This window comes from Bizionia sp. (assembly GCF_048259285.1).
GTDB classification, from domain to species: domain Bacteria; phylum Bacteroidota; class Bacteroidia; order Flavobacteriales; family Flavobacteriaceae; genus Algorimicrobium; species Algorimicrobium hallyeonense.
In genome coordinates this window covers 34,681-55,089 of sequence record NZ_JBLXHU010000011.1, presented here as the reverse complement: position 1 = coordinate 55,089, position 20,409 = coordinate 34,681, and the positions used below count along the sequence as shown (strand labels likewise).

The following is a 20,409-nucleotide window of genomic DNA, read 5'->3' as shown; positions in this document are numbered from 1 at the left end:
TAAAAGAGGTTATAAATTTTAATACAAATCAAAATGAAAAAACTAATTATATATTCTCTTTTCTTAGTCATAGCTCAAGGTTATAGTCAAGAATTAAACTTACCCGTGTTCACGCAATATTTGGCAGATAACCCTTTTGTGATTTCTCCTACGTATGCCGGAATTGGCGATAATTTAAGGATTAGAGCTAATGGATTAACACAATGGGTTGGCATAAAAGGCGCGCCAGATAATCAATCTGTCTATGCCGATATTAGAATTGCCAACCGTTCTGGTGTGGGAGTTTCTTTGTATAACGATAGAAATGGACTTACGGAGCAGAAAGGATTAAAAGCCTCATTTGCGCATCATCTTATTTTAGATTATTATTCCGATCAGTTTTTATCCTTTGGTCTTACGTATAACTTAAATAGTTTTAGAATTCGAATTGAAGATTTTGAAACTAATTCGGAATCACCCATAATTGATCCACGCGTAACTGACGATAGAGCTATTTCAAATAATAATTTTGATGTTGGTGTTTTATATAGAAATAAAGGATTTTATTTCAGTTTAAACGTGAATAATATTTTACCAAAAGATATCGATAATTTTTTAGGTATTGAACCAGATTTACTTTTAAATTATCAGGTTTATTCCGGATTGGTTATTCAAAATAAAAATAATAAATCACTTGAAATTGAACCTTCAACATTCTTTCAATACTTTGCTAGTGATGATCGTTCAAGTACAGATTTTAATATTAAAATTAGAAAGTTAGATAAGCGAGATGATTATTATTGGGGTGGCATTTCATACCGATTTCTTAATGACCAATTTTTTAATCCTTTAAATTTAGGTCCTATGGCAGGACTTAAAAAATCTGGTTTTTACTTTGCTTATGCGTATCAAATAACAATAAATGATTTGGCTGGGTATAATTCCGGAACCCACATGATAACCATAGGTTTTGACTTCTTCCAAGGAATTAGTAACTGCTCATGTGCACAATCATTGCTTCGTTAGAAAGTGTCGTTCTATGTCGTTATTTAGGTTGACGAGAAAATGATATTTGTCATTTTAAATATGCGTTTCAAATGGTATCTTGTAGGTTATAAAACTGATAACAAATTATGAGACATATATTATTAACAACTGATTTTTCTGAAAACTCCATTCATGCTATAAATTATGCGTTGGAATTATTTACCTATGCCGAATGTGAATTTCATGTTTTACATGTGGTAAAATCGTCAACATTTATTTCAGATGATCTCATGCAGAGCAAGCCCACTGAATCTTTGTATAGTGAACTAATTTCAGATGCCAAAGTAAAATTAGAAGCACTTATTGAGACTTTTAAAAACAGGCACAATAACCTGTTGCATACTTTTGAACCCGTTGTTGATTATGATAATTTAATTGGTTCTATCAATCAAACTGTAGCCTTACACGATATAGATTTGATTATTATGGGAACAAAAGGTGCGACCAATTTGGAGAAAATTATTTTTGGAAGTAATACCTTGCGTGTTTTTCAGCGTTGTCAGATATCTGTTTTGGCAATTCCTGCAAATTGCCCCATAAAACAAATTAAAAATGTCTTGTTTACCACCAAATACCATTCAGCTTATAAATTAAAAGATTTAAACATTTTAATAGATTTAGCCGAGCACTACGATTACAAATTAGATATTTTGCATATAACCGAAGCAAAAACTATCGATTCAAAACAACACGTTATACAGCAAGAATTACAAGGTTTTTTTAGAAATATAAATCATCAATTTGTACTAAAATCCGAAACAACCTATTTAAGAACAGTTTTAGATTATATTAGAGAAAACGATATTGAATTGTTTGCCATGATGCGTAAACAGCATAGTTTTTTAGAGCATCTGTTTTTAAACCATAAAACCGAGCAAATTGCATATAATATGCAAATACCATTTTTAATGTTAGCTTTTAAGGATAGTTAATTAGTTTAATTTATAGACAGTAACCACTAATCAGAATTACATTACATAAAAAGGGTTATTATTTGTAACTTTTTTTGTTGAAAATGATTTTAAAACTTGCCGAAATTTAGGAAACTAGATACTGGACTGCTGCAATTGTCATCATTTTTTAGTGTTTATTCTTATTGAATAATTGATGCATATTCTACATTCCTCATTAATTTTGGTTACATTCCCAAAACATGAAAATACAGTTTAGTTATTATAATTTGCATTCTGATTTTTATAGCGTATTATAAATTTATATTAAAATAAGCGGTTTTTCTTTAAACAAAAATCACAATCACTTATCTTTGGTATTCAAATATTTCTTTATATATGATAAAACGGGTACTTCTTACACCATTTCAAAAATTTGTTAAGATAGAAAGCTTTAGTGGTATTTTATTACTTTTGGCTACTATAACCGCCTTGGTTTGGGCTAATTCACCTTTCGGTGCAACCTATCAAGAGTTATGGCAATATGATTTAGGAATAGTAACCGAAAGTTTTGAATTTAAGAAACCATTAATTCTATGGATTAATGATGGTCTGATGGCTATATTTTTCTTTTTAATTGGACTTGAAATTAAAAGAGAATTATTGATTGGTGAACTAAACACCATGAAAAAAATAGCCTTTCCATTATTTGGGGCATTAGGAGGAATGATTGTTCCGGTAACCTTTTTCATTCTTTTAAATCAAAATCCAGACACCTTAAAAGGTTGGGGAGTTCCTATGGCAACGGATATAGCCTTTTCATTAGCTGTGTTAAATGTATTGGGGAAGCGTGTGCCTTTGAGTTTAAAAATATTTTTAACAGCCTTTGCCATTGTGGATGATATTGGCGCTGTATTAGTTATAGCAATCTTTTATAGTGGTACTATAAATACCACACTTTTACTTATAGCTGGCGCCTTATTAGGTGTCCTATATTTTACATCTTACAAGGGATATTACTCCAAATTCTTTTTGTTTTTAATAGGAGTCGTAGTTTGGTTTTTATTTTTAAAATCAGGTGTTCATCCAACGGTTGCTGGAATATTAGTAGCTTTTTCAGTTCCGGTAAGACAAGGGATTTATACCCAAACATTCTTAAAGAATTTGGAAGATATTTATAATAAAATTAAGAAGTCTAGTGTCCTTAAACAGCCAATTTTATCTAACGAACAAATTGGTCATATTGATGAATTAGAAGAGTGGACGAGTAAGTTTCAATCGCCCTTACAGCGTTTAGAACATAGTTTACATGGCTGGGTAGCCTACTTTATAATACCTGTATTTGCACTGGCTAATGCTGGTGTTATGTTAAGTAGCGATGTGGAATTAGATATGGCATTAACAACTAATATTATTCTGGCTTTAGTTCTTGGTAAGGCTATTGGAATACCATTAGTGGTGTTTCTTGCAAAGAAAACCAAGCTGGTAACAATCCCATCAAACATAAGTTTTTATCAAATTATAGGTGTAGCATTTTTAGCAGGTATTGGGTTTACCATGGCTATTTTTATTGCAAGTTTGGCATTTAGTTCACATCCTGAATATATAGATTCGGCTAAAATTGGCATATTAGTTGGCTCCTTAATTTCGGCTATTGTAGGATATGTTATTCTCCGATTTGCGCCAAGTAAAGGAAATGATAATCTAATATAAAAATGAGCTCACGTTTCTATAAAATATACATTCCGTAAGTTTATGTAAATAAAAGAAACCGCAACAATCTTAATTTTTAGATTGTTGCGGTTTCTTGTTTAAAGGAATAGATCGGGTTATTTTTTATTGGTATTTGGAACCGAACAACCTGCAGAACCTTCTTTTTTAAGACCTAATTTTTGCAAAATGGTTTCTAACAAGCACCATTTTGTAAATGCAGATTGAATTAAATTAACGCCAATAAAAACCGTAAACCACATCCAATTTGGGTTTACATAAACGGTAAGCACAACGCTTAATAATACCATGGTGCCAACAATAATTCTAAAATATGTATTTAACATTGTAATTTATTTTTTAGATTAAACTTTTACTTTATATAAATTTTTCAATAGGAACGACAACGGCTCTTATAGCGTTATTTGTTTCTATATTTGAATTAAATTCCTGTATTAATTTGAAAAGCACATCAATACTTTCATCTTCTGTGAACGAGAAAAACAAACGGGATTCATTCCCAAATTTTTGACTAGGAAACCAACTAGAAGCCATTAAAACGGATGCCCCATTTTTATAACCATCAATATCTGAACTACTAAAGCTGTGAATGTTGGAATTTTTAAAGAGTTTCAAAATAGCTGTTTGAAACTCTTCGACTGCTGTAACTATAACTAATTTCATAATTTCTATTTTATATTTTCCAAAAACTTCACGATTAAGGCAAATTGTATTTTTACGCTCTGCTTGAACCAATCAAATTTGTGGAAAAAGGATTATTTATAATTTTTCTTTTCTATCATATAATAAACCAATGGTACAACCAACAATGTTAGTACCGTTGAAACGATAGTTCCTCCCATTAAGGAGATGGCTAAGCCTTGAAAAATGGGGTCAAACAAAATAACAAAGGCACCTATAACAACCGTTCCTGCGGTTAACAGAATAGGTGTGGTCCTAACGGCTCCTGCTTCAATTGCTGCTTGCTTCAATGGGACACCTTCCGCTGTTCTTAAATTGATAAAATCAATTAATAATACGGAGTTTCTAACCATGATTCCTGCTAAAGCAATCATGCCTATAAATGACGTTGCTGTAAAGAAAGCTCCCATAATCCAGTGTCCTAAAATAATCCCGATTAAGGACAACGGAATGGCAACCATCATTACAATTGGAGCTTTAAAGTTTTGGAACCAACCTACAATTAGGATATAAATCAATATAATGGCACCTAAAAAGGCTATACCTAGATCTCTAAATACCTCTAATGTAATTTGCCATTCGCCATCCCATTTCACCGTATAATTATCTTCAAAATCTGGCTGACCTAAATACAGTTCGTTTAATTCGAAGCCTTGAGGTAACGGAATCTCTTTCAACTTATCTTCCATTCCTAGAATAGCATAGGCAGGACTTTCTAGTTCTCCAGCCATATCAGCCATTACATAGACCACACGTTTCTGGTTTTTTCGGTAAATGCTTTTGGCTGCGGTCGTTTCTGATATCGTTACTAAATCTGCAATTGGTACCATATTACCTTGTTTAGACTTTACCTTCAGTTGCGAAATATCAGTTATTGTAGATTTCTCTTTTTCATCTAAAGCTAATATTAAACCTATTTGACTTACAGCATCTTCATCATATAAACTGGTTATCGCACGGTTTGATAAAGCCATATTCATGGTGTAAGCAATTTGCTGTGGGGCCACCCCGTATAGCATGGCTTTTTCCTTATTGATGTCAAATTGATATTCAATTTGGTCGTCTTCAACCATCCAATCTATATCAACCACATCATCTGTATTTTTCAGTATGCCTTGAATGCTATTGGCAATCTTAATTTGTTCATTATAATCCGGACCGTAAACTTCTGCAACAATTGTTGACAATACAGGAGGTCCAGGTGGAACTTCAACCAACTTTACATTGGCATGATACTTGGCAGCAATTTTTTGAATATCCGGACGCAATAATTTGGCTATATCGTGACTTTGCGCTGAACGTTCACTTTTATCAATTAAATTAACCTGGATATCTGCCATGTTAGAGCCACCACGTAAATCGTAATGACGCACCAAACCGTTAAACGTAATAGGAGCAGAGGTGCCAATATAATTCTGATAATTAACCACTTCTGGACGTGTAGATAAATATTGTGAAATTTCTTGTGCTACAACACCAGTACGTTCTAATGTTGTTCCTTCTGGCATGTCAATTACTACTTGAAACTCATTCTTGTTATCAAATGGTAACATTTTTACAGCTACCGAATTCGTGAAAAACAAAGCCATAGTTCCCATCAATACCGCAAATGTGCCTCCCAAAAATATATAACGTTTAGTTTTGCTTTCTAATAATGGTCTTTCAAATTTGTTGTAGATTCTATAAATTAAAGTTTCCTTTAATGGTTTTTCTTCTTTCTGCTTGGCTCCCTGTTTATCTTTCTCCCGCAAGAAAATTAAGCCTAAATAAGGTGTAATGGTCAAGGCTACAAATAAGGATAAAATCATGGCAATGGAAGCGCCTATAGGCATTGGTGCCATATATGGACCCATTAATCCTGACACAAAAGCCATTGGTAAAACGGATGCAATTACCGTAAAGGTTGCCAAAATGGTTGGATTACCCACTTCATTAATAGCATATAAAGCTGCTTGCTTAAACGGCAAGCGTTTCATTTTAAAATGCCTATGCATATTTTCGGCAATAATAATGGAGTCATCCACCACAATACCCGTTACAAATACTAAAGCGAATAAGGTTATACGGTTTAAGGTATAATCCATTAAATAATAACTCAACAAGGTTAACGCAAACGTAATGGGAACAGATAAAAATACGACCAATCCGCCTCGCCATCCCATGGCTAACATAACCACAATGGTAACTGCTATGATAGAACCTATAAGGTGTAATAGTAATTCAGATACTTTATGCGATGCTGTTTCTCCATAGTTTCTTGTTATTTCAACATGAACATCGTCAGGAATTAAAGTGCTGCGTAAATGGTCCACCTTATCAATAATAACTTCTGCAATTTTCATAGCATCAGCACCTTTTCGTTTGGCAACAGAAATGGAAACCGCTGGATATTCCGATTTATATTCCGAAGACTTTGCACTTCCTTTTCCGAAACCTAAACTCACATAGTTTTGTGGTACTTCTGGTCCATCAATAATTTTAGCAACTTGTTTTAAATATATAGGCTGATTCTGTTGCACACCAACCACCAAGTTTTCAACATCGGTTACCGTTTCTAAAAACTTTCCAGTATTTATAAGGAATTCGGTGTCATTTTTATCAAAACTCCCAGCACTTAATTGACTGTTATTTGCGGTAATCATTTCAGAAACAGACAAAAAATCCAATCCGCTTGCCGCTAATTTATCTTTATCTAAAACCACACGTAATTGACGATCACGACCACCAATTTTATGCGTAATAGCTACGTCGTTTACCTTTTTAATTTCGGCTTCCAACTCTTGAGCCATTTGGCTTAATTGGAAATCGTCATAATTTTCACTCCATAGGGTTAATCCTAACATGGGAACATCATCAATAGCACGCGTTTTTACCAATGGAAAGGTAACGCCAGCTGGCATTTGATCCATGTGCTTATTAATTTCGTTGTATAACTTTACAAAGGAACGCTCAATGTCTTCGCCAACATAAAACTGTACGATAACCATGCCTTGCTCTTTCATAGACGTAGAATACACATATTCCACGCCTTTAATATTCGAAATTAATTGCTCTAATGGCTTAATGACCCGTGATTCTACTTCCGTCGGACTTGCCCCAGGGTAACCCACAAAAATGTCTGCCATTGGCACGTCAATTTGCGGTTCTTCCTCACGCGGAATTAAAAACGATGCGTACACACCAACAACCATAAATACAATCATTAACAACACGGTTAATTTAGATTGCATAAAGACTTTGGCAATTTTTCCTGCGATTCCTTCTTTCATTTTTTATATGTATTAGGGCGTTTTAACAGGCTATCCGTTACAATCTTTTTTTGCCATATATGGCAGCAAAAAAAGGATTTTCACTTCTATCCCTAACGCGAAAACAATTCTTAATTATTATTTTAATGTTCTCAATTATGCTTACAAGGTTTCAGACACCATATTAAGCTTCATACAAACCGCGTAGTAAATTGAAAACTTAACCAGATTACTGAACACTTATTTTGGCGCCATTAAAAAGCTTTCCTTCTGCTGAAACAATGTAGGCTTCGTTGGCATTTAAACCTGATAACACTTCTATCTGATCACCGTAAGTTCTACCTAGTCGTAACCAACGTAAAATTGCAGTATTACTTTGGCTAACGGTATATATACCGGATAATTGGCCGTTAGTAATTAATGCCTCTTTAGGGATTAAAACCATGGATGTTTTTGCTTTTCTGGCCACAGGAAATTGAACGGTTGTAAACATACCAGACAAAATATTGGCATCAGTTTTCTCTAAATCTATTTTTACTAAATATTGTCCGCCTGTATTTTTGGCAGACGTACTTACTTCAATAACTTTTCCTTTTAAGGTTTGGTTGATAGACTTGACTAATACATCAACTGAAGAGCCATTTTTTATTTCCGAAATTTCTGTTTCTGGAACCATGGCCATGACTTCAAAATTCCCTGGTGTTTCAATACTAATTAATGGTACACCTGGACTAGCCATATTTCCGGCCTCCACGTTTTTGCTTGTTACAGTTCCGCTAAAAGGCGCCGTAATATTACTATATGCAAATTGTGCACTAATTTCATTTTTCATTTGGTTTGCAGATTCTAATCGTGCTTTTGCCATTTCATAATTAGCTGTTACATCATCCATTTCTTTTTGCGACGCACTATTGTCATCCAGTAAACTTTTAAACCTGTTATAATCTTTTTGTGCATTATTAAAAGCGGCTGTAGCTTCGGAAATACCCGCATTTACTTGCGCTTTCTTTGCTTGTAAATCAGCATTGTTAATAGATACTAATAATTGCCCTTTACTAACTTTATCGCCAACATTTACGTAAACTTTATTAACATAACCCATCATTCTGGTGCTTAATTCAGCACTATTTGCAGCCTGAATTTTTCCGCTTACAGATAAAAAGGGACTGTTGCTGTTGGCTTCAACTTGATTTGTTTTTACTGCAATTGCCGGCGTGTTATCTGCAACTTCTTTTTTGTCTTCACTACCACAACTCGTCAGGAATACTGATACTGCAGTTAAAGTTAATAGGTATACGTATTTTTTCATTTTATTAGTTTTATTTTAATAGTTTCAAGGCTTTAAAAACCTTTAATAATAATTTTTCTGCGTTATTTATTGACTGAATACTGAGACTGCCTACTGCAAACTTTTTACTCTTTGGTTAAAAATTGTAAATACGCTAGTGCATAATTATATTCAAAAATAGTTTGAAAATATTCCAATTGTTTTTGTGAATATTGTGTTTCAGCGGTTAATAAATCGGATGTTTTTTCTAAACCTTCTTTAAACCTATTGGTTCTAATCCTCAAGGATTCTTCAGACTGATCCAACGCCAATGCCGTTAATGTTAATTTATTTTCAGCATCAATTAAAGCACGTTTTGCCTTATTCAATTCTAAATTACTTTGGGACACATATTGCGTATATTCTAATTTCGATTTTTCAAATTCGGCTTTACTTTTTTGTGCTTTTCCAAAGCGCTTGGAGCCTTGAAAAACATCCCATGATAGCTGTGCACCAAATAAGTAACCGTTGGCATCGCCTTGAAACACTTGGTCGTCATATAATTCGTAGCTTCCAAAAGCATTTAAGCGTGGTAAAAATGCCATTTTATCGGCTTTATTCATGGATTCGTAAGCATTTGTGGCTAATTGCATCGCCTTAATATCCGAACGATTCTCCGAAATGCTTTGTGCTTTTAGTGATACCACGGAAATAGTTAAACTATCCGTAGGCGTGTAAACCACATAGTTGTCATCATTCATTAAAAATGACAAGTAATTAGATGCATTCTGCACATTGCTTTTCGCCATTTGTAATTGATTCATTACTTCTGTAACACGAACTTCCACATTCAGGACATCTGCACGTTGTAAATACCCTTGCTTAAAACTATTATCCGCTAGTTTTTTATTAGAATTGGCAGCCGCTAATGCTTTTTCTAAAACAGCAACACCTTTATAGGCTAATTGTAATTGCATATAGGCTTTTTCAACTTCAAATGCCAAATAATCCTGTGTACGCTCGGTCTTTAAAGACATGGCTTCCATTTTTGACTTGGCTGCTTTACGCTGATACATACCATCTACATTAATTAATGGCTGCTGTATTTCAAATTTAGTCGCGTAATTTTCTATCTGCGAAGGATCGTTTAATAGGGCTGGATTAAAATCTGAAGCTGTTAAAATTTCCTGATTTAGCTTCGAACCAAAAGCCATTAAGGGGTTAGTGGTAGCAATACCAGTATGACTGGCCGTAATATTTGGCAGGAATACAGCATTTGTTTGATTAAAATCTGCTTTGGCTGCATTAAATTCCTTTTCTGATATTTTAATAGTTGTATTGTTTTCAGAAACTTTAAGCAATACATCCGATTTGGTAATCGGAACCAATTCTTGCGCATGTAGATTGTAGCTCCAAAATAAACCGATTAGTACTGTTATAAATAAATTGTTTTTCATTCCTATTTGTATTTCTGTAACAAAAATAGCTTGATAAAACATGTTGGTCAGTAACCAATGTTACCAAACAAATAAAAACACTCATTATTAAAATGAGTGTTTTTCACTAATCAACCAATAATCCTGACCATCACATCAGGTTGCCTTTCGAGTGCCTCCATGACCACCAGCTACAATAACCATTATTTTAATACTTAAATAAATGTATTTGAAAAACTGGATGATTGGATTCATCATTTTAAATCTTTGATATTTTGAAATTCGTTGTGTCATTTAATAACTATTTACACTGTTGTATTTTACTATTAAACCTTAAACCTTAAACCTTGAACTATATTTACTCTGGGATCAACCACCAAAATGGTTTCATTTTTGCTTTGTAAATAAAGGCGTAATGTAACGTAAGCTTAAGCCAATGCCCTGCCAATCCAATTTCGCCAAATGTTTTACCTAATTTTCGCCCTTGTGTTCTTGGATATTTTTCATAATCAGGAACAATGGGGAAGGTGGTAATACTCACACCGCTTCCAGAGGTTAGTCCGTAGCCAGCAGAAGCAATACATGCGGCTCCCATGTTTCCCATAGAACCTTTATGATGTAAAGATTCCTTACCGTTTTTAATGGTATCTATAATATTATCGGCTACAATTCTGGCTGTAATTCCAGATGGCATTCCTGTTCGTGGAGGAGCAGGCGTAATATCTGTTCCATTTTTACTTTTTCTAGGTTTAGAGATGGAATGAGGAGGTGCAAAGGCAATTCCTGGGGCAAAAATATTTTTATAATTGGGATTTTGATAGGTTTCAGGCCAATCTTGAACGGACCATTCTTCGTATGGTTTTGGCGTATAGTCTGCATCCACAATCATGAAGCCTCTAAAGAGTTTATCAGTGATGTCCTCGTCATTTTTATCATAAGCCTTAAATCCATGACCTGAAAAAGCTGGAATTAACATGGCAAAATCATAAGCTTCGGATTTGTATTCGCCTTCTAAATTTTCATAGTGTGCCAATCCATCTTCAATTTTATTAACACCAGCACCCAATATCCATTTAATGTCACGATCTTCAAAAATCATTTCAATCATTTCATGGGATTTCATGGTCATGCTTCCATAACTTAACAACATGCCATCCATTCCAAAATCACCTAATTGATATTCATTGGATATCCAAGTTACTTCAGCCATATCGCGTACGCCATGCCTATGTAATTCCTGTTCAACATTTAAAATATATTCGAAAGCAGCACCTTGACATGTTGATTTGGCATGACCTGTTCCAATTAAAATTTTAGCTTTTTTACCTTGCTTCATTTCTTGAATTAAGGCCTTTAATCCTTCCCAAGCATGATCTGCATGCGTGTATGTACAAACGGAATACGCTTTGTTTTTACCAGGTATTAAACCTTCAGTAGCTTCGAAATTTAATTTTGGACCTGTTCCGTTTATCAAATAATCATAAGTTACCTTTTCATGCTGGCCTTTTTTATCGCCAACAACATATTCCACCATAACATACGGTTTGTTTTCGGTTGAATCACCTTCTGGGTGAAAAGTGATTGCTTTGGCTTGGATGTAATCAATATTTTTTTTCTTATACAAAGGTTCCAAAGGAAATAAAATTTCTTTCGATTTCATTCTACCAATTCCAACCCAAATATTAGAGGGAATCCATTGGTAATTGCTGTTAGGTGATACGACTACAACTTCGTGATCTTTAGATAATTTTCTGCGTAAATGTGCTGCCGCAACATGTCCGGAAATACCTGCTCCTAGAATAACAATTTTAGCCATGACTATGAATTTTTATTAAAGGTAATGTGCAAAAATAGTTCCCACAGTAACTTTAGTTACTTAAGCTATTTTTTAATTGAAGAAGACCAAAATCGTGGATGTCATATTATAGGTTTAAAAATGACTATTTTCAACTTTATAAAAATATCATATTGGGTTACATATAGGATTCTTCTTAAATTGAAGTCAAGATTGGAGTAGTGAGTAGCAAACTAGTTTTAAATTTAGAATGTATATTGAAACTAATAACTCAAAATTAGTATGCTTGATTATTGCAATACCACCTAAAAAAAACCGCAATGATATATAAATATTCAAAGCAGCTTTATACTCTTTATTGTTGAATTCACTTATTTTTTTACTCCCAAAAAACGAATCACTTCTGCTTTTCCTTTATGATGTTCGCCTTCAGTAAGTTCAATTGGCAATGCCTTTAATATTTCAAACTCTAGTTGTGGGAATTCGTCCTTAACTTCATCTATAGAAAATAACATGTCTATATTTTTTGGGCCACCAGATGTATGTTCTAGTTGTGATTTGGCAAACGCTTCAAAAATAACCTGACCACCTATTTTTAAGAAGCCCAAAACATGTTGATGCGCTTGTTTACGGATATCTGCTGGAAAATGCGCAAAAGATAAACCTACAGCATCAAATTTTTCATTAGATTGAAACTCCTGAACTCCTGTAACGTCATAACTAATATTAACGGACTTCTTTTCTGCCAATTGCAACGCTTTTTCCTGGCCTTTTATGCTCATGTCAAACGCTTTTACTTCCCAACCTTGAGAAGCAGCATATACAGCATTTCGGCCTTCACCTTCTGCTGGAAGTAAAATTTTACCCGGATTTAATTTGTCGAGTTGTTGTTTAAAAAACGCATTGGGTTCCGTTCCATATATAAATTCTTCATTCGCATAACGCTCGTTCCAAAATTCTTTCATAATTATTTAGCTCGTATTATAAATTGATAAGGCAACAAATCTACATTGACATCCAATTTTGTATAGCCTGCCTTTTCTAATTCGCTTTTTACAGTCTCTAGATCAATTTTATGGTCAACAGACGGACCTACTGGAAGTTCTTTTTTAAAGTAATCTATAACGACTAATTCTCCATTTAATTTAATTCCTTTTTTAACTTTTGAAAAATAATCGATTCGGTTTTCTATGTGATGGTATGTATTAACAATTAACACCATATCTACTTCGTTGTCTGATAAGTTAGGACTGTCATAAGGAATTTTTCGAAGTTCTATATTTTCAAGGTTGTTTTCTTCTATCCGTTTTTGTAATGCGTCTTGAAACTCATTACTAACATCAGCAGCAATAACATGCGCACCTTTTTCAGCCAATTTCACCGAAAAATAACCTGAACCAGCACCTAAGTCCATATTTTTTTTACCGTTTATATCACCAAGGTATTCAAGCACTTTCTCTGGGTTTTGATAAGCATCACGTTCAGGCGACTCAAACCGCTCTATTAAATCTTTTGTGGATGAACGCTGCATGTGTTCATTTGCGGATTTTGAACTATCGTGTTTGTCGTGATTTGTTTCATGCATTGCATCCTGAATCGCATTCTTTTGGTTATTTTCTTTACAAGCCGTAAATGCCAGCATTATAATTATAGCTAGGAAAAGTTGTTTTACCTTGCTCAAGATTATATAGTTATTTTGGTATATAATAATATTCAATTTTAATTTATTTAAGTTTTAGTAGACCTACAAACAGATCATCTTATTTTAATTTTTTGTTAGGTTAGTTTTTAAAATGTTCAACCGCATCACTTAAGTCATATACCGAAGCTTTATCAATTAAATTAGAGATAATACTACTGCCAATGGCACTTCTATAACCGCCTGCACAATACACCACAATTGGCTTATTAGTAGGGATTTTATCTTTGGAATCTCTCAAATCATTTAGAGGAATAGAAATCGCTTTTTCAAAAAACTTACCTGTTTCAACTTCACTCTTATTTCGAACATCAATTATAGTATAATCATTCGTTTGCCTTTTAAAATCTTCTAAATTTATAGATTCTGTATTTAAAAGGGATGATTTATCTAAAGTCATCATACCTTTTAATTGTTTCTCATAACCGATTTTGGCAATACGATTTAAAATATTGTTTTTGTCTTTTATGGAATTTAAGACCACATAAAAAGGCTCTTCAGGTTTAACAATGGCACCAAGCCAAGTTTCGAACTTGTCATCTTCGGTTTCTGCAATAATGTTGATACTTCGCGCTAAATGATTTTTATTATAATCATCTTGATTTCTAACATCTATCACTAAAGTGTCATTATTATCAATTGTATTGATCTGAAATTGAAAAGGCGGTTTTGCAATGCTTGTTTCAAAGTTATCTGCTCCTTCTTTATTTATGTCCACATTAAATCCAAAATAGGAAGGTATAAACGGTTGGTCTTTTAAAATATGTGCAACAAACTCTTCTTCCGATAAATTTTTAAAGGCCCAATTTTCAGTTCTTTCTCTTCCTAAAGTACTGGACGGATCTTCGCTCAAATTTTTTCCGCACAAAGAACCTGCGCCATGTGCCGGATAAATAATTGTGCTATCTGGTAGGTGGTTAAATTTAGTTTTCATGGTTTTATACATGCTTTTAGCCAATTCTTCCCGTTTAGCTTTCATATTGCCCGCTTTTTCTCTTAAATCCGGACGGCCAACATCACCAATAAACAACGTATCTCCTGAAAACATATAGTGATTCCTATCTGCATCTGTAGCAATAACCGTAATACTATCTGGCGAATGGCCGGGTGTGTTAATAGCTTCTAACGTTACTTCCCCTAAAGTTACTGTATCCCCATCATCAAATGTTTTATGCGGATACGTTGCACCAACAAGCTTACTAACGTAAATTTGTGCTCTGGTTTCTTTATGCATTTGTAGATGACTACTCACAAAATCAGCATGCGGATGCGTTTCAAATATGGCTACAATATTGGCATTGTGTGCTTCGGCTAATTCGTAATATGGTTTTGTATTTCTGGAAGGGTCCATAATTGCCATTTTTCCATTACTAATAATAGCATAAGAATAATGTGCTAATGGTTTATCTTCAAATTGTTTAATCGTCATAATTTAAAATTTATATCGTATTATTGATAATATAGAAAAATGTTTTAAAATTTCATAGAAAAGAGCCTCAAGTTGAGGCTCTTTTTCTTGATGGACTTAACTATTTTTGTAAAATTTCATTCAGTACTAAATCTTTATCTAATTTTTTAGTACAGAAAAACCAATCATGACATTCTAGTTCATCGGTTGCTGTCATGCGTTCTTCAGCAACACCACAAGATCCTGCTGGTGATACTATAACATCATCGCCTGGATTCCAATCGGCTGGGGTGGCGACATTAAATTTATCAGATGTTTGCATGGCTATTAATGCCCTGTATAATTCATCAAAGTTACGTCCTAAACTTAAAGGGTAGTAAATTATCGCACGAACAATTCCTTTTGGATCTACAAAAAACACAGCTCTAACAGCTTGAGTTTCGCTTTCTCCCGGCATAACCATTCCATATTTCTTGGCAACATTCATAGATATATCTTCTATTAATGGAAACTTAACCTCGACATTTTCCATGCCGTTGAATTTAATTTTTTCCTTTATCGTTCGTAACCAAGCAATATGGCTATACAAACCATCAATTGATAAACCAATTAGATTGCAGTTTGCTTTTTTAAATTTTTCTTCTTGATGCGCGAATGTCATAAACTCCGATGTACAAACTGGTGTAAAATCGGCTGGATGGCTAAATAAAATTGACCACTCTCCTTTATAATCTGATGGGAAATTAATGTGGCCTTGTGTTGTTACAGCTGTAAATTCAGGTGCTTTATCACCTATTCGTGGCATTGAAAATGTTTGTTCTTCTTTTGTTGTTTCTGTGGTATTCATAACAAAGGGTATTAGATTAATTTATTACAAATATAGTTTGTAATAGTTTTTAACTATGTAACTTAAGTTACCTATACCTAACTTTTTATAAAGTTTATTCAATTAAAGTTTAAAAACAGAGGTTTATATTATTAAGTAATTTTTATACACATTACTAATTAGGGTCAATGGTTATATAAAGTGAATTGATTCTGAACCTGAAACTAGTTAAGATTGACATCCTATACGCTTGGCAGATGTTTTTTTAAATTTAGAAAATTAGGTGTTTATTAGGAAAATTATGAAAAGATTTAGACCGGTAGATGTTATTACAGTGGTACTGAAAAGGAATTTATAACAAATAGGGTTTAACTTTTTATAATTTGAAAAGGCTGGATTTACTACATGTTAAAGGTATAGCCGCCTTGAATTATTTTAATAAAAGTATCACTTTCAATTTCATAAAATGCAAAAAGCTCCACTCTTTGAGTGAAGCTTTTTTTTGCGGAGAAAGAGGGATTCGAACCCCCGGAGGTGTGACCCTCAACAGTTTTCAAGACTGCCGCATTCGACCGCTCTGCCATTTCTCCTTGAGCGCCGTATCAGGTATACCCTGATTGCGGGTGCAAATATAGAACCCTTTTTTCATTCTTTCAAAGAAAAAAACTGAAAATTTTAAAACATTTTTAAAAATCTTGCTAATAAATTTATTTTCTGTTAGTTGTTGACACCCACTTACCTTATTTTTGCAAAAACAATGAAGTAATTATGAGCACTATTGAGCATTTACAATGGCGTTATGCCACAAAAGCGTTTGATATTAATAAAAAAGTAGCATCGGAAAAATTAGAGGTAATTAAACAAGCTTTTAATTTAACGGCTACTTCTTATGGGTTACAACCCATAAAATTAGTCATTGTTAGCAATAATCAGTTGCAGAAAGACTTGGTTTCAGTGGCAATGAACCAGAAAAACATAGAACAAGCATCACATGTTTTAATATTTTGTATTCAAACCGAAATTGATGAAGATTTTGTAACTGAATATTTTAATCGGGTTCATAACATTCGACAAACACCAAAAGCCATATTGCAACCGTTTCAAGATTTCCTAATTTCAGACTTTGAAAAGAAACCTCAAGAGCAAATAGAGGCATGGGCAACAAACCAATTGTATTTGGCTATGGGAAACCTTTTGACAGTCTGCGCTATGGAAGGTATTGACGCTTGTCCAATGGAAGGTTTTAATCCAAAAGCCTGTGATGATTTATTAGGTTTGAGTCAAAAAGGTTTGAAGTCGGTTTTATTATTACCAATAGGGTATCGTGCAGAAAATGATATGTTTGCTGATTTTAAAAAAGTCCGTAAACCCATTGCAGATAGTATTATAGAGTTGTAGTTTTAGAACATCAAAAAATATATGTATTATGCCAGGATTTGAATTATTTGGAAGTGCAGAACGCAAAGAAGTAAATGACGTTTTAGACAGTGGTGTTTTAATGCGTTACGGTTTTGACGGTATGCGAAATGGACATTGGAAAGCTAAAGAATTGGAGGCCGAACTTCAAGAAAAATTGCAAGTAAATCATGCCCAATTAGTATCAAGTGGTACAGCTGCTGTTTCCGTTGCTATGGCAATTACGGGTGTTGGAGCTGGAGATGAAGTTATTATGCCAACTTTTACATTCGTAGCAAGCTTTGAGGCCATTATGATGTTAGGGGCCATTCCAGTTTTAGTGGATATAGATGATACCTTAACGCTGGATCCCAAAGCAGTGGAAGCTGCTATAACACCGAAAACAAAAGCCATTATGCCTGTTCACATGTGTGGTAGTATGGCAGATTTGAATGCGTTACAAGCAATTTGTAAAAAACATAATTTATTATTGATAGAAGATGCTTGCCAAGCCATAGGTGGTTCGTACAAAGGAAAACCATTGGGTAGTATTGGAGATGTAGGGTGTTTTTCATTCGATTTTGTAAAAACAATAACTTGTGGTGAAGGTGGTGCCGTAATTACTAATAATGACACCTATTTTAAACATGCGGATCATTATACAGACCATGGTCACGATCATGAAGGTATGGATCGCGGTGCAGAAACGCATCCATTTTTAGGGTATAATTTTAGAATTTCAGAATTACAGGCTGCTGTAGGATTGGCTCAAGCTAGACGTCTATATGATTTTGTTGCCATTCAAAAAAAATATTATACCATTTTACGTGAAGCATTATCGGTAATTCCAGAAATTACATTTAGAACCGTTCCTGAAGGTGGTGAAGAAAGTTATGGCTTTTTAAATTTCTTTTTACCAGACTTGGAGGCAGCAAGAAACGCTTCAAAAGCATTCAAAAAATCAGGAGTTGATGCGTGCTTTCACTACTTTGATAACAATTGGCATTACATTAGAAAATGGGATCATTTAAAAGATATAAAATCTTTATATCCTATTTCTCCTGAAGTTAAGGAAGGTTTGAAATATCTTCAAACAAAAACTTTTGAGCAGTCAGATCACTACATAGCAAGAAATATATCGTGTTTAATTAAGTTATCGTGGACAGAAGACCAAGTTCGAGAACGTGCTGAAAAAATGAAAAAAGCCATTTTGGAAGCCTTGTAAGCATTAGGCAAATAACATATTTAAAAGCAACCTTTAAAAAGTTCATAACCATGAATTAACTGTAAGGTTGCTTTTTTGTTTTTACGCTTTTGGATTAGGCTTAAGAAAATTACATCTAAATATAATTTTCATAAAGTTTGTTTACTTGTTAAAACAACTTACACAAAGAGGTAATTATAATCGAATAAATTTTTTAAACATTAATTATGAAAAAAACAACTACAAAAATTAAGCACGTATCAATGTTGCTATTTTTTATTTTTGCTACAGCATGTAGTTCAGATGATGATTCAGCCATTAGTACTCCAAATGTTAATGAGCCAATAGTTAATTACCCAAGTTCAACAATAAGTGCTACTTTTTTTGAAGCAGGAAATTCTGCAGCACCAAATATTACTTGGAATGGTGATGTAGGTACTTTTTCTTTGGTGACACCTTTAGATGGGTTAAGCATAAATGCAAATACAGGCATTTTAAGTTGGACGAAATCTCTACCACAAGGTAATCACGCTATTCAAGTTATTATAGCAAATAGTACCGGTCAGAAAAGTGTAAATCTTATCTTACAAAATAAATTCCACGGCAATTTTACGCATAAATTTGAAGGAACCTGTTCCTATGAACTCCATTTTAGCCCAGACGGTTCTTTAGGCGTAAAATATATGAGAGGTGAGGATATACTTGCCAATGGATCTTGGGAAATTAATGACAATGAGCTTACAGCAAGTTATACTTTTATAAATGACAATGAAGAGAATTCCATAAGAGCGCTATTAGTACACACATCAACAGAGGTAAAATTAGAAGGAAATTGGTATAATGGATTAGGCGCTATTTCAGGTCAAGAAGGAGGGAGCATTAATTTAAAATTAAGGGAATTACCACCAGGCGATGGTATTATAACTATTAGGGATAGTGGCGACTATTTTATTCGCTTTTATGACTCCTGTGGTGCTGCTTGTTGTTTTAGCACTATTCAAAGCGCTATGGATGCATATCCAAACAAGATCTTAACATATCTACCATAACATAAGGATATATTGAAGATACTTTGGAAGCTTATTTAATTCTACTTTTTAACAACTTTAAAGAACTTATAAATTCTTTAAAGTTGTTTTTTTTTACAACCAATTGGTGTTTTTAATCTTTAATTAATTGTTAATCACACCTTTAAAAGCTCTTTAAAAATTAATAATTGGAATATTTGTAAACTTTCCCCCTCATTTTGTTAACCTTTTATAAATGTTTACATAAATACGTAGTTATCAATTATAAAATTTATATCCCATGAAAACATCAGAACCAACAGCAGAAGCAACAGTAGCAACAACAAGTACAAAATCTGAAATAACCGAAGGTAAATCCATGGCTATTATTGCCTATTTAACGGTTATAGGATTAGTAATTGCTTTTGTAATGAATAATGACAAGAAGAACAAATTTGCCAAGTACCATATTACACAATCATTAGGGTTAGCCCTAACAGGTTTAGCAATAGGTGTTATTGGTATGATACCTATTTTAGGTTGGTTAATTAGTGTAATTGGCTTTTTTGTAATTATTTTTATGTGGATTTCGGGTTTGATGAATGCCATTAACGAGAAACAAAAACCGCTTCCTATTTTAGGAAATAAATACGAAGAATGGTTTAAAAACTTATAAGTCGACTTTTATTTTGAACTAGAATTTCAAAAAATTCATTTAAAACGACACTCAAAACAAAATTATTAAAATAGTTTTAATTGGTTTTAAAAAGGAGAAGATGCTTACATTAAACGAAGC

Annotated in this window: 17 protein-coding genes and 1 tRNA gene; 7 read left to right on the top strand and 11 right to left on the bottom strand. The window is 33.5% G+C overall.

Features of this window, described 5'->3' with window-relative positions; genetic code table 11:
* The first annotated feature begins 33 nt into the window (after positions 1-33).
* The 3 genes from ACN0QX_RS07500 (at position 34) to nhaA (ending at position 3,629) form a co-directional block, all read left to right on the top strand.
* The gene (locus ACN0QX_RS07500) at positions 34-1,005 is read left to right on the top strand and encodes a type IX secretion system membrane protein PorP/SprF (RefSeq protein WP_417196082.1); all 972 of its coding nucleotides are present in this window, start codon (positions 34-36) and stop codon (positions 1,003-1,005) included.
* A gap of 107 nt (positions 1,006-1,112) precedes the next feature.
* A complete protein-coding gene (locus ACN0QX_RS07495) occupies positions 1,113-1,958 on the top strand; it encodes a universal stress protein (protein ID WP_417196080.1) in 846 nt (281 codons plus the stop codon).
* A 357-nt stretch (positions 1,959-2,315) separates the two neighbouring features.
* Complete coding sequence (nhaA, locus tag ACN0QX_RS07490; RefSeq protein ID WP_248400176.1) at positions 2,316-3,629, top strand: Na+/H+ antiporter NhaA; 1,314 nt, start codon at positions 2,316-2,318, stop codon at positions 3,627-3,629.
* A 116-nt stretch (positions 3,630-3,745) separates the two neighbouring features.
* On the opposite strand, the gene ACN0QX_RS07485 is transcribed toward nhaA, so the two are convergent.
* From ACN0QX_RS07485 to ACN0QX_RS07435, 11 genes are all read right to left on the bottom strand, one after another.
* Positions 3,746-3,973, bottom strand: a complete 228-nt coding sequence (locus ACN0QX_RS07485; protein WP_248400167.1) for a YgaP family membrane protein — start codon at positions 3,971-3,973, stop codon at positions 3,746-3,748.
* Positions 3,974-4,004: 31 nt separating this feature from the next.
* A complete protein-coding gene (locus tag ACN0QX_RS07480; protein WP_417196077.1) occupies positions 4,005-4,310 on the bottom strand; it encodes a hypothetical protein in 306 nt (101 codons plus the stop codon).
* Positions 4,311-4,402: 92 nt separating this feature from the next.
* A complete protein-coding gene (locus tag ACN0QX_RS07475; RefSeq protein ID WP_417196075.1) occupies positions 4,403-7,597 on the bottom strand; it encodes an efflux RND transporter permease subunit in 3,195 nt (1,064 codons plus the stop codon).
* A gap of 208 nt (positions 7,598-7,805) precedes the next feature.
* The gene (locus ACN0QX_RS07470) at positions 7,806-8,885 is read right to left on the bottom strand and encodes an efflux RND transporter periplasmic adaptor subunit (RefSeq protein WP_417196074.1); all 1,080 of its coding nucleotides are present in this window, start codon (positions 8,883-8,885) and stop codon (positions 7,806-7,808) included.
* A 104-nt stretch (positions 8,886-8,989) separates the two neighbouring features.
* A complete protein-coding gene (locus tag ACN0QX_RS07465) occupies positions 8,990-10,300 on the bottom strand; it encodes a TolC family protein (protein ID WP_417196073.1) in 1,311 nt (436 codons plus the stop codon).
* Positions 10,301-10,637: 337 nt separating this feature from the next.
* Positions 10,638-12,095, bottom strand: a complete 1,458-nt coding sequence (locus ACN0QX_RS07460) for an NAD(P)/FAD-dependent oxidoreductase (protein ID WP_417196072.1) — start codon at positions 12,093-12,095, stop codon at positions 10,638-10,640.
* A gap of 350 nt (positions 12,096-12,445) precedes the next feature.
* Positions 12,446-13,039, bottom strand: coding sequence for a class I SAM-dependent methyltransferase (locus ACN0QX_RS07455; protein ID WP_417196071.1), 594 nt, complete (start codon positions 13,037-13,039; stop codon positions 12,446-12,448).
* Positions 13,040-13,041: 2 nt separating this feature from the next.
* Positions 13,042-13,755, bottom strand: coding sequence for a class I SAM-dependent methyltransferase (locus tag ACN0QX_RS07450; protein ID WP_417196070.1), 714 nt, complete (start codon positions 13,753-13,755; stop codon positions 13,042-13,044).
* Positions 13,756-13,855: 100 nt separating this feature from the next.
* Positions 13,856-15,202, bottom strand: coding sequence for an MBL fold metallo-hydrolase (locus ACN0QX_RS07445; RefSeq protein WP_417196069.1), 1,347 nt, complete (start codon positions 15,200-15,202; stop codon positions 13,856-13,858).
* 100 nt (positions 15,203-15,302) lie between these two features.
* Complete coding sequence (locus tag ACN0QX_RS07440) at positions 15,303-16,028, bottom strand: peroxiredoxin (protein WP_248400148.1); 726 nt, start codon at positions 16,026-16,028, stop codon at positions 15,303-15,305.
* Positions 16,029-16,512: 484 nt separating this feature from the next.
* Positions 16,513-16,597 (bottom strand) — tRNA-Ser (locus tag ACN0QX_RS07435).
* Positions 16,598-16,775: 178 nt separating this feature from the next.
* On the opposite strand from ACN0QX_RS07435, the gene ACN0QX_RS07430 reads away from it, so the two are divergent.
* The 4 genes from ACN0QX_RS07430 to ACN0QX_RS07415 all read left to right on the top strand — a co-directional run bounded on the left by ACN0QX_RS07430 (position 16,776) and on the right by ACN0QX_RS07415 (position 20,289).
* A complete protein-coding gene (locus tag ACN0QX_RS07430) occupies positions 16,776-17,405 on the top strand; it encodes a nitroreductase family protein (RefSeq protein ID WP_417196068.1) in 630 nt (209 codons plus the stop codon).
* A gap of 28 nt (positions 17,406-17,433) precedes the next feature.
* Positions 17,434-18,627 carry a DegT/DnrJ/EryC1/StrS family aminotransferase gene (locus tag ACN0QX_RS07425; RefSeq protein ID WP_417196067.1) on the top strand — a complete coding sequence of 398 codons (1,194 nt, stop codon included), beginning with the start codon at positions 17,434-17,436 and terminating at the stop codon, positions 18,625-18,627.
* A 206-nt stretch (positions 18,628-18,833) separates the two neighbouring features.
* Positions 18,834-19,655, top strand: a complete 822-nt coding sequence (locus tag ACN0QX_RS07420; RefSeq protein ID WP_417196066.1) for a hypothetical protein — start codon at positions 18,834-18,836, stop codon at positions 19,653-19,655.
* A 259-nt stretch (positions 19,656-19,914) separates the two neighbouring features.
* On the top strand, positions 19,915-20,289 hold the full coding sequence (locus ACN0QX_RS07415; protein WP_248400075.1) for a DUF4870 domain-containing protein: 375 nt from the start codon (positions 19,915-19,917) through the stop codon (positions 20,287-20,289).
* Positions 20,290-20,409 lie beyond the last annotated feature (120 nt).

Coding starts and splice junctions, on each gene's coding strand:
- ACN0QX_RS07500 (WP_417196082.1), top strand. CDS start 34: ATGAAAAAACTAATTATATATTCTCTTTTCTTAGTCATAGCTCAAGGT.
- ACN0QX_RS07495 (WP_417196080.1), top strand. CDS start 1,113: ATGAGACATATATTATTAACAACTGATTTTTCTGAAAACTCCATTCAT.
- nhaA (WP_248400176.1), top strand. CDS start 2,316: ATGATAAAACGGGTACTTCTTACACCATTTCAAAAATTTGTTAAGATA.
- ACN0QX_RS07485 (WP_248400167.1), bottom strand. CDS start 3,973: ATGTTAAATACATATTTTAGAATTATTGTTGGCACCATGGTATTATTA.
- ACN0QX_RS07480 (WP_417196077.1), bottom strand. CDS start 4,310: ATGAAATTAGTTATAGTTACAGCAGTCGAAGAGTTTCAAACAGCTATT.
- ACN0QX_RS07475 (WP_417196075.1), bottom strand. CDS start 7,597: ATGAAAGAAGGAATCGCAGGAAAAATTGCCAAAGTCTTTATGCAATCT.
- ACN0QX_RS07470 (WP_417196074.1), bottom strand. CDS start 8,885: ATGAAAAAATACGTATACCTATTAACTTTAACTGCAGTATCAGTATTC.
- ACN0QX_RS07465 (WP_417196073.1), bottom strand. CDS start 10,300: ATGAAAAACAATTTATTTATAACAGTACTAATCGGTTTATTTTGGAGC.
- ACN0QX_RS07460 (WP_417196072.1), bottom strand. CDS start 12,095: ATGGCTAAAATTGTTATTCTAGGAGCAGGTATTTCCGGACATGTTGCG.
- ACN0QX_RS07455 (WP_417196071.1), bottom strand. CDS start 13,039: ATGAAAGAATTTTGGAACGAGCGTTATGCGAATGAAGAATTTATATAT.
- ACN0QX_RS07445 (WP_417196069.1), bottom strand. CDS start 15,202: ATGACGATTAAACAATTTGAAGATAAACCATTAGCACATTATTCTTAT.
- ACN0QX_RS07440 (WP_248400148.1), bottom strand. CDS start 16,028: ATGAATACCACAGAAACAACAAAAGAAGAACAAACATTTTCAATGCCA.
- ACN0QX_RS07430 (WP_417196068.1), top strand. CDS start 16,776: ATGAGCACTATTGAGCATTTACAATGGCGTTATGCCACAAAAGCGTTT.
- ACN0QX_RS07425 (WP_417196067.1), top strand. CDS start 17,434: ATGCCAGGATTTGAATTATTTGGAAGTGCAGAACGCAAAGAAGTAAAT.
- ACN0QX_RS07420 (WP_417196066.1), top strand. CDS start 18,834: ATGAAAAAAACAACTACAAAAATTAAGCACGTATCAATGTTGCTATTT.
- ACN0QX_RS07415 (WP_248400075.1), top strand. CDS start 19,915: ATGAAAACATCAGAACCAACAGCAGAAGCAACAGTAGCAACAACAAGT.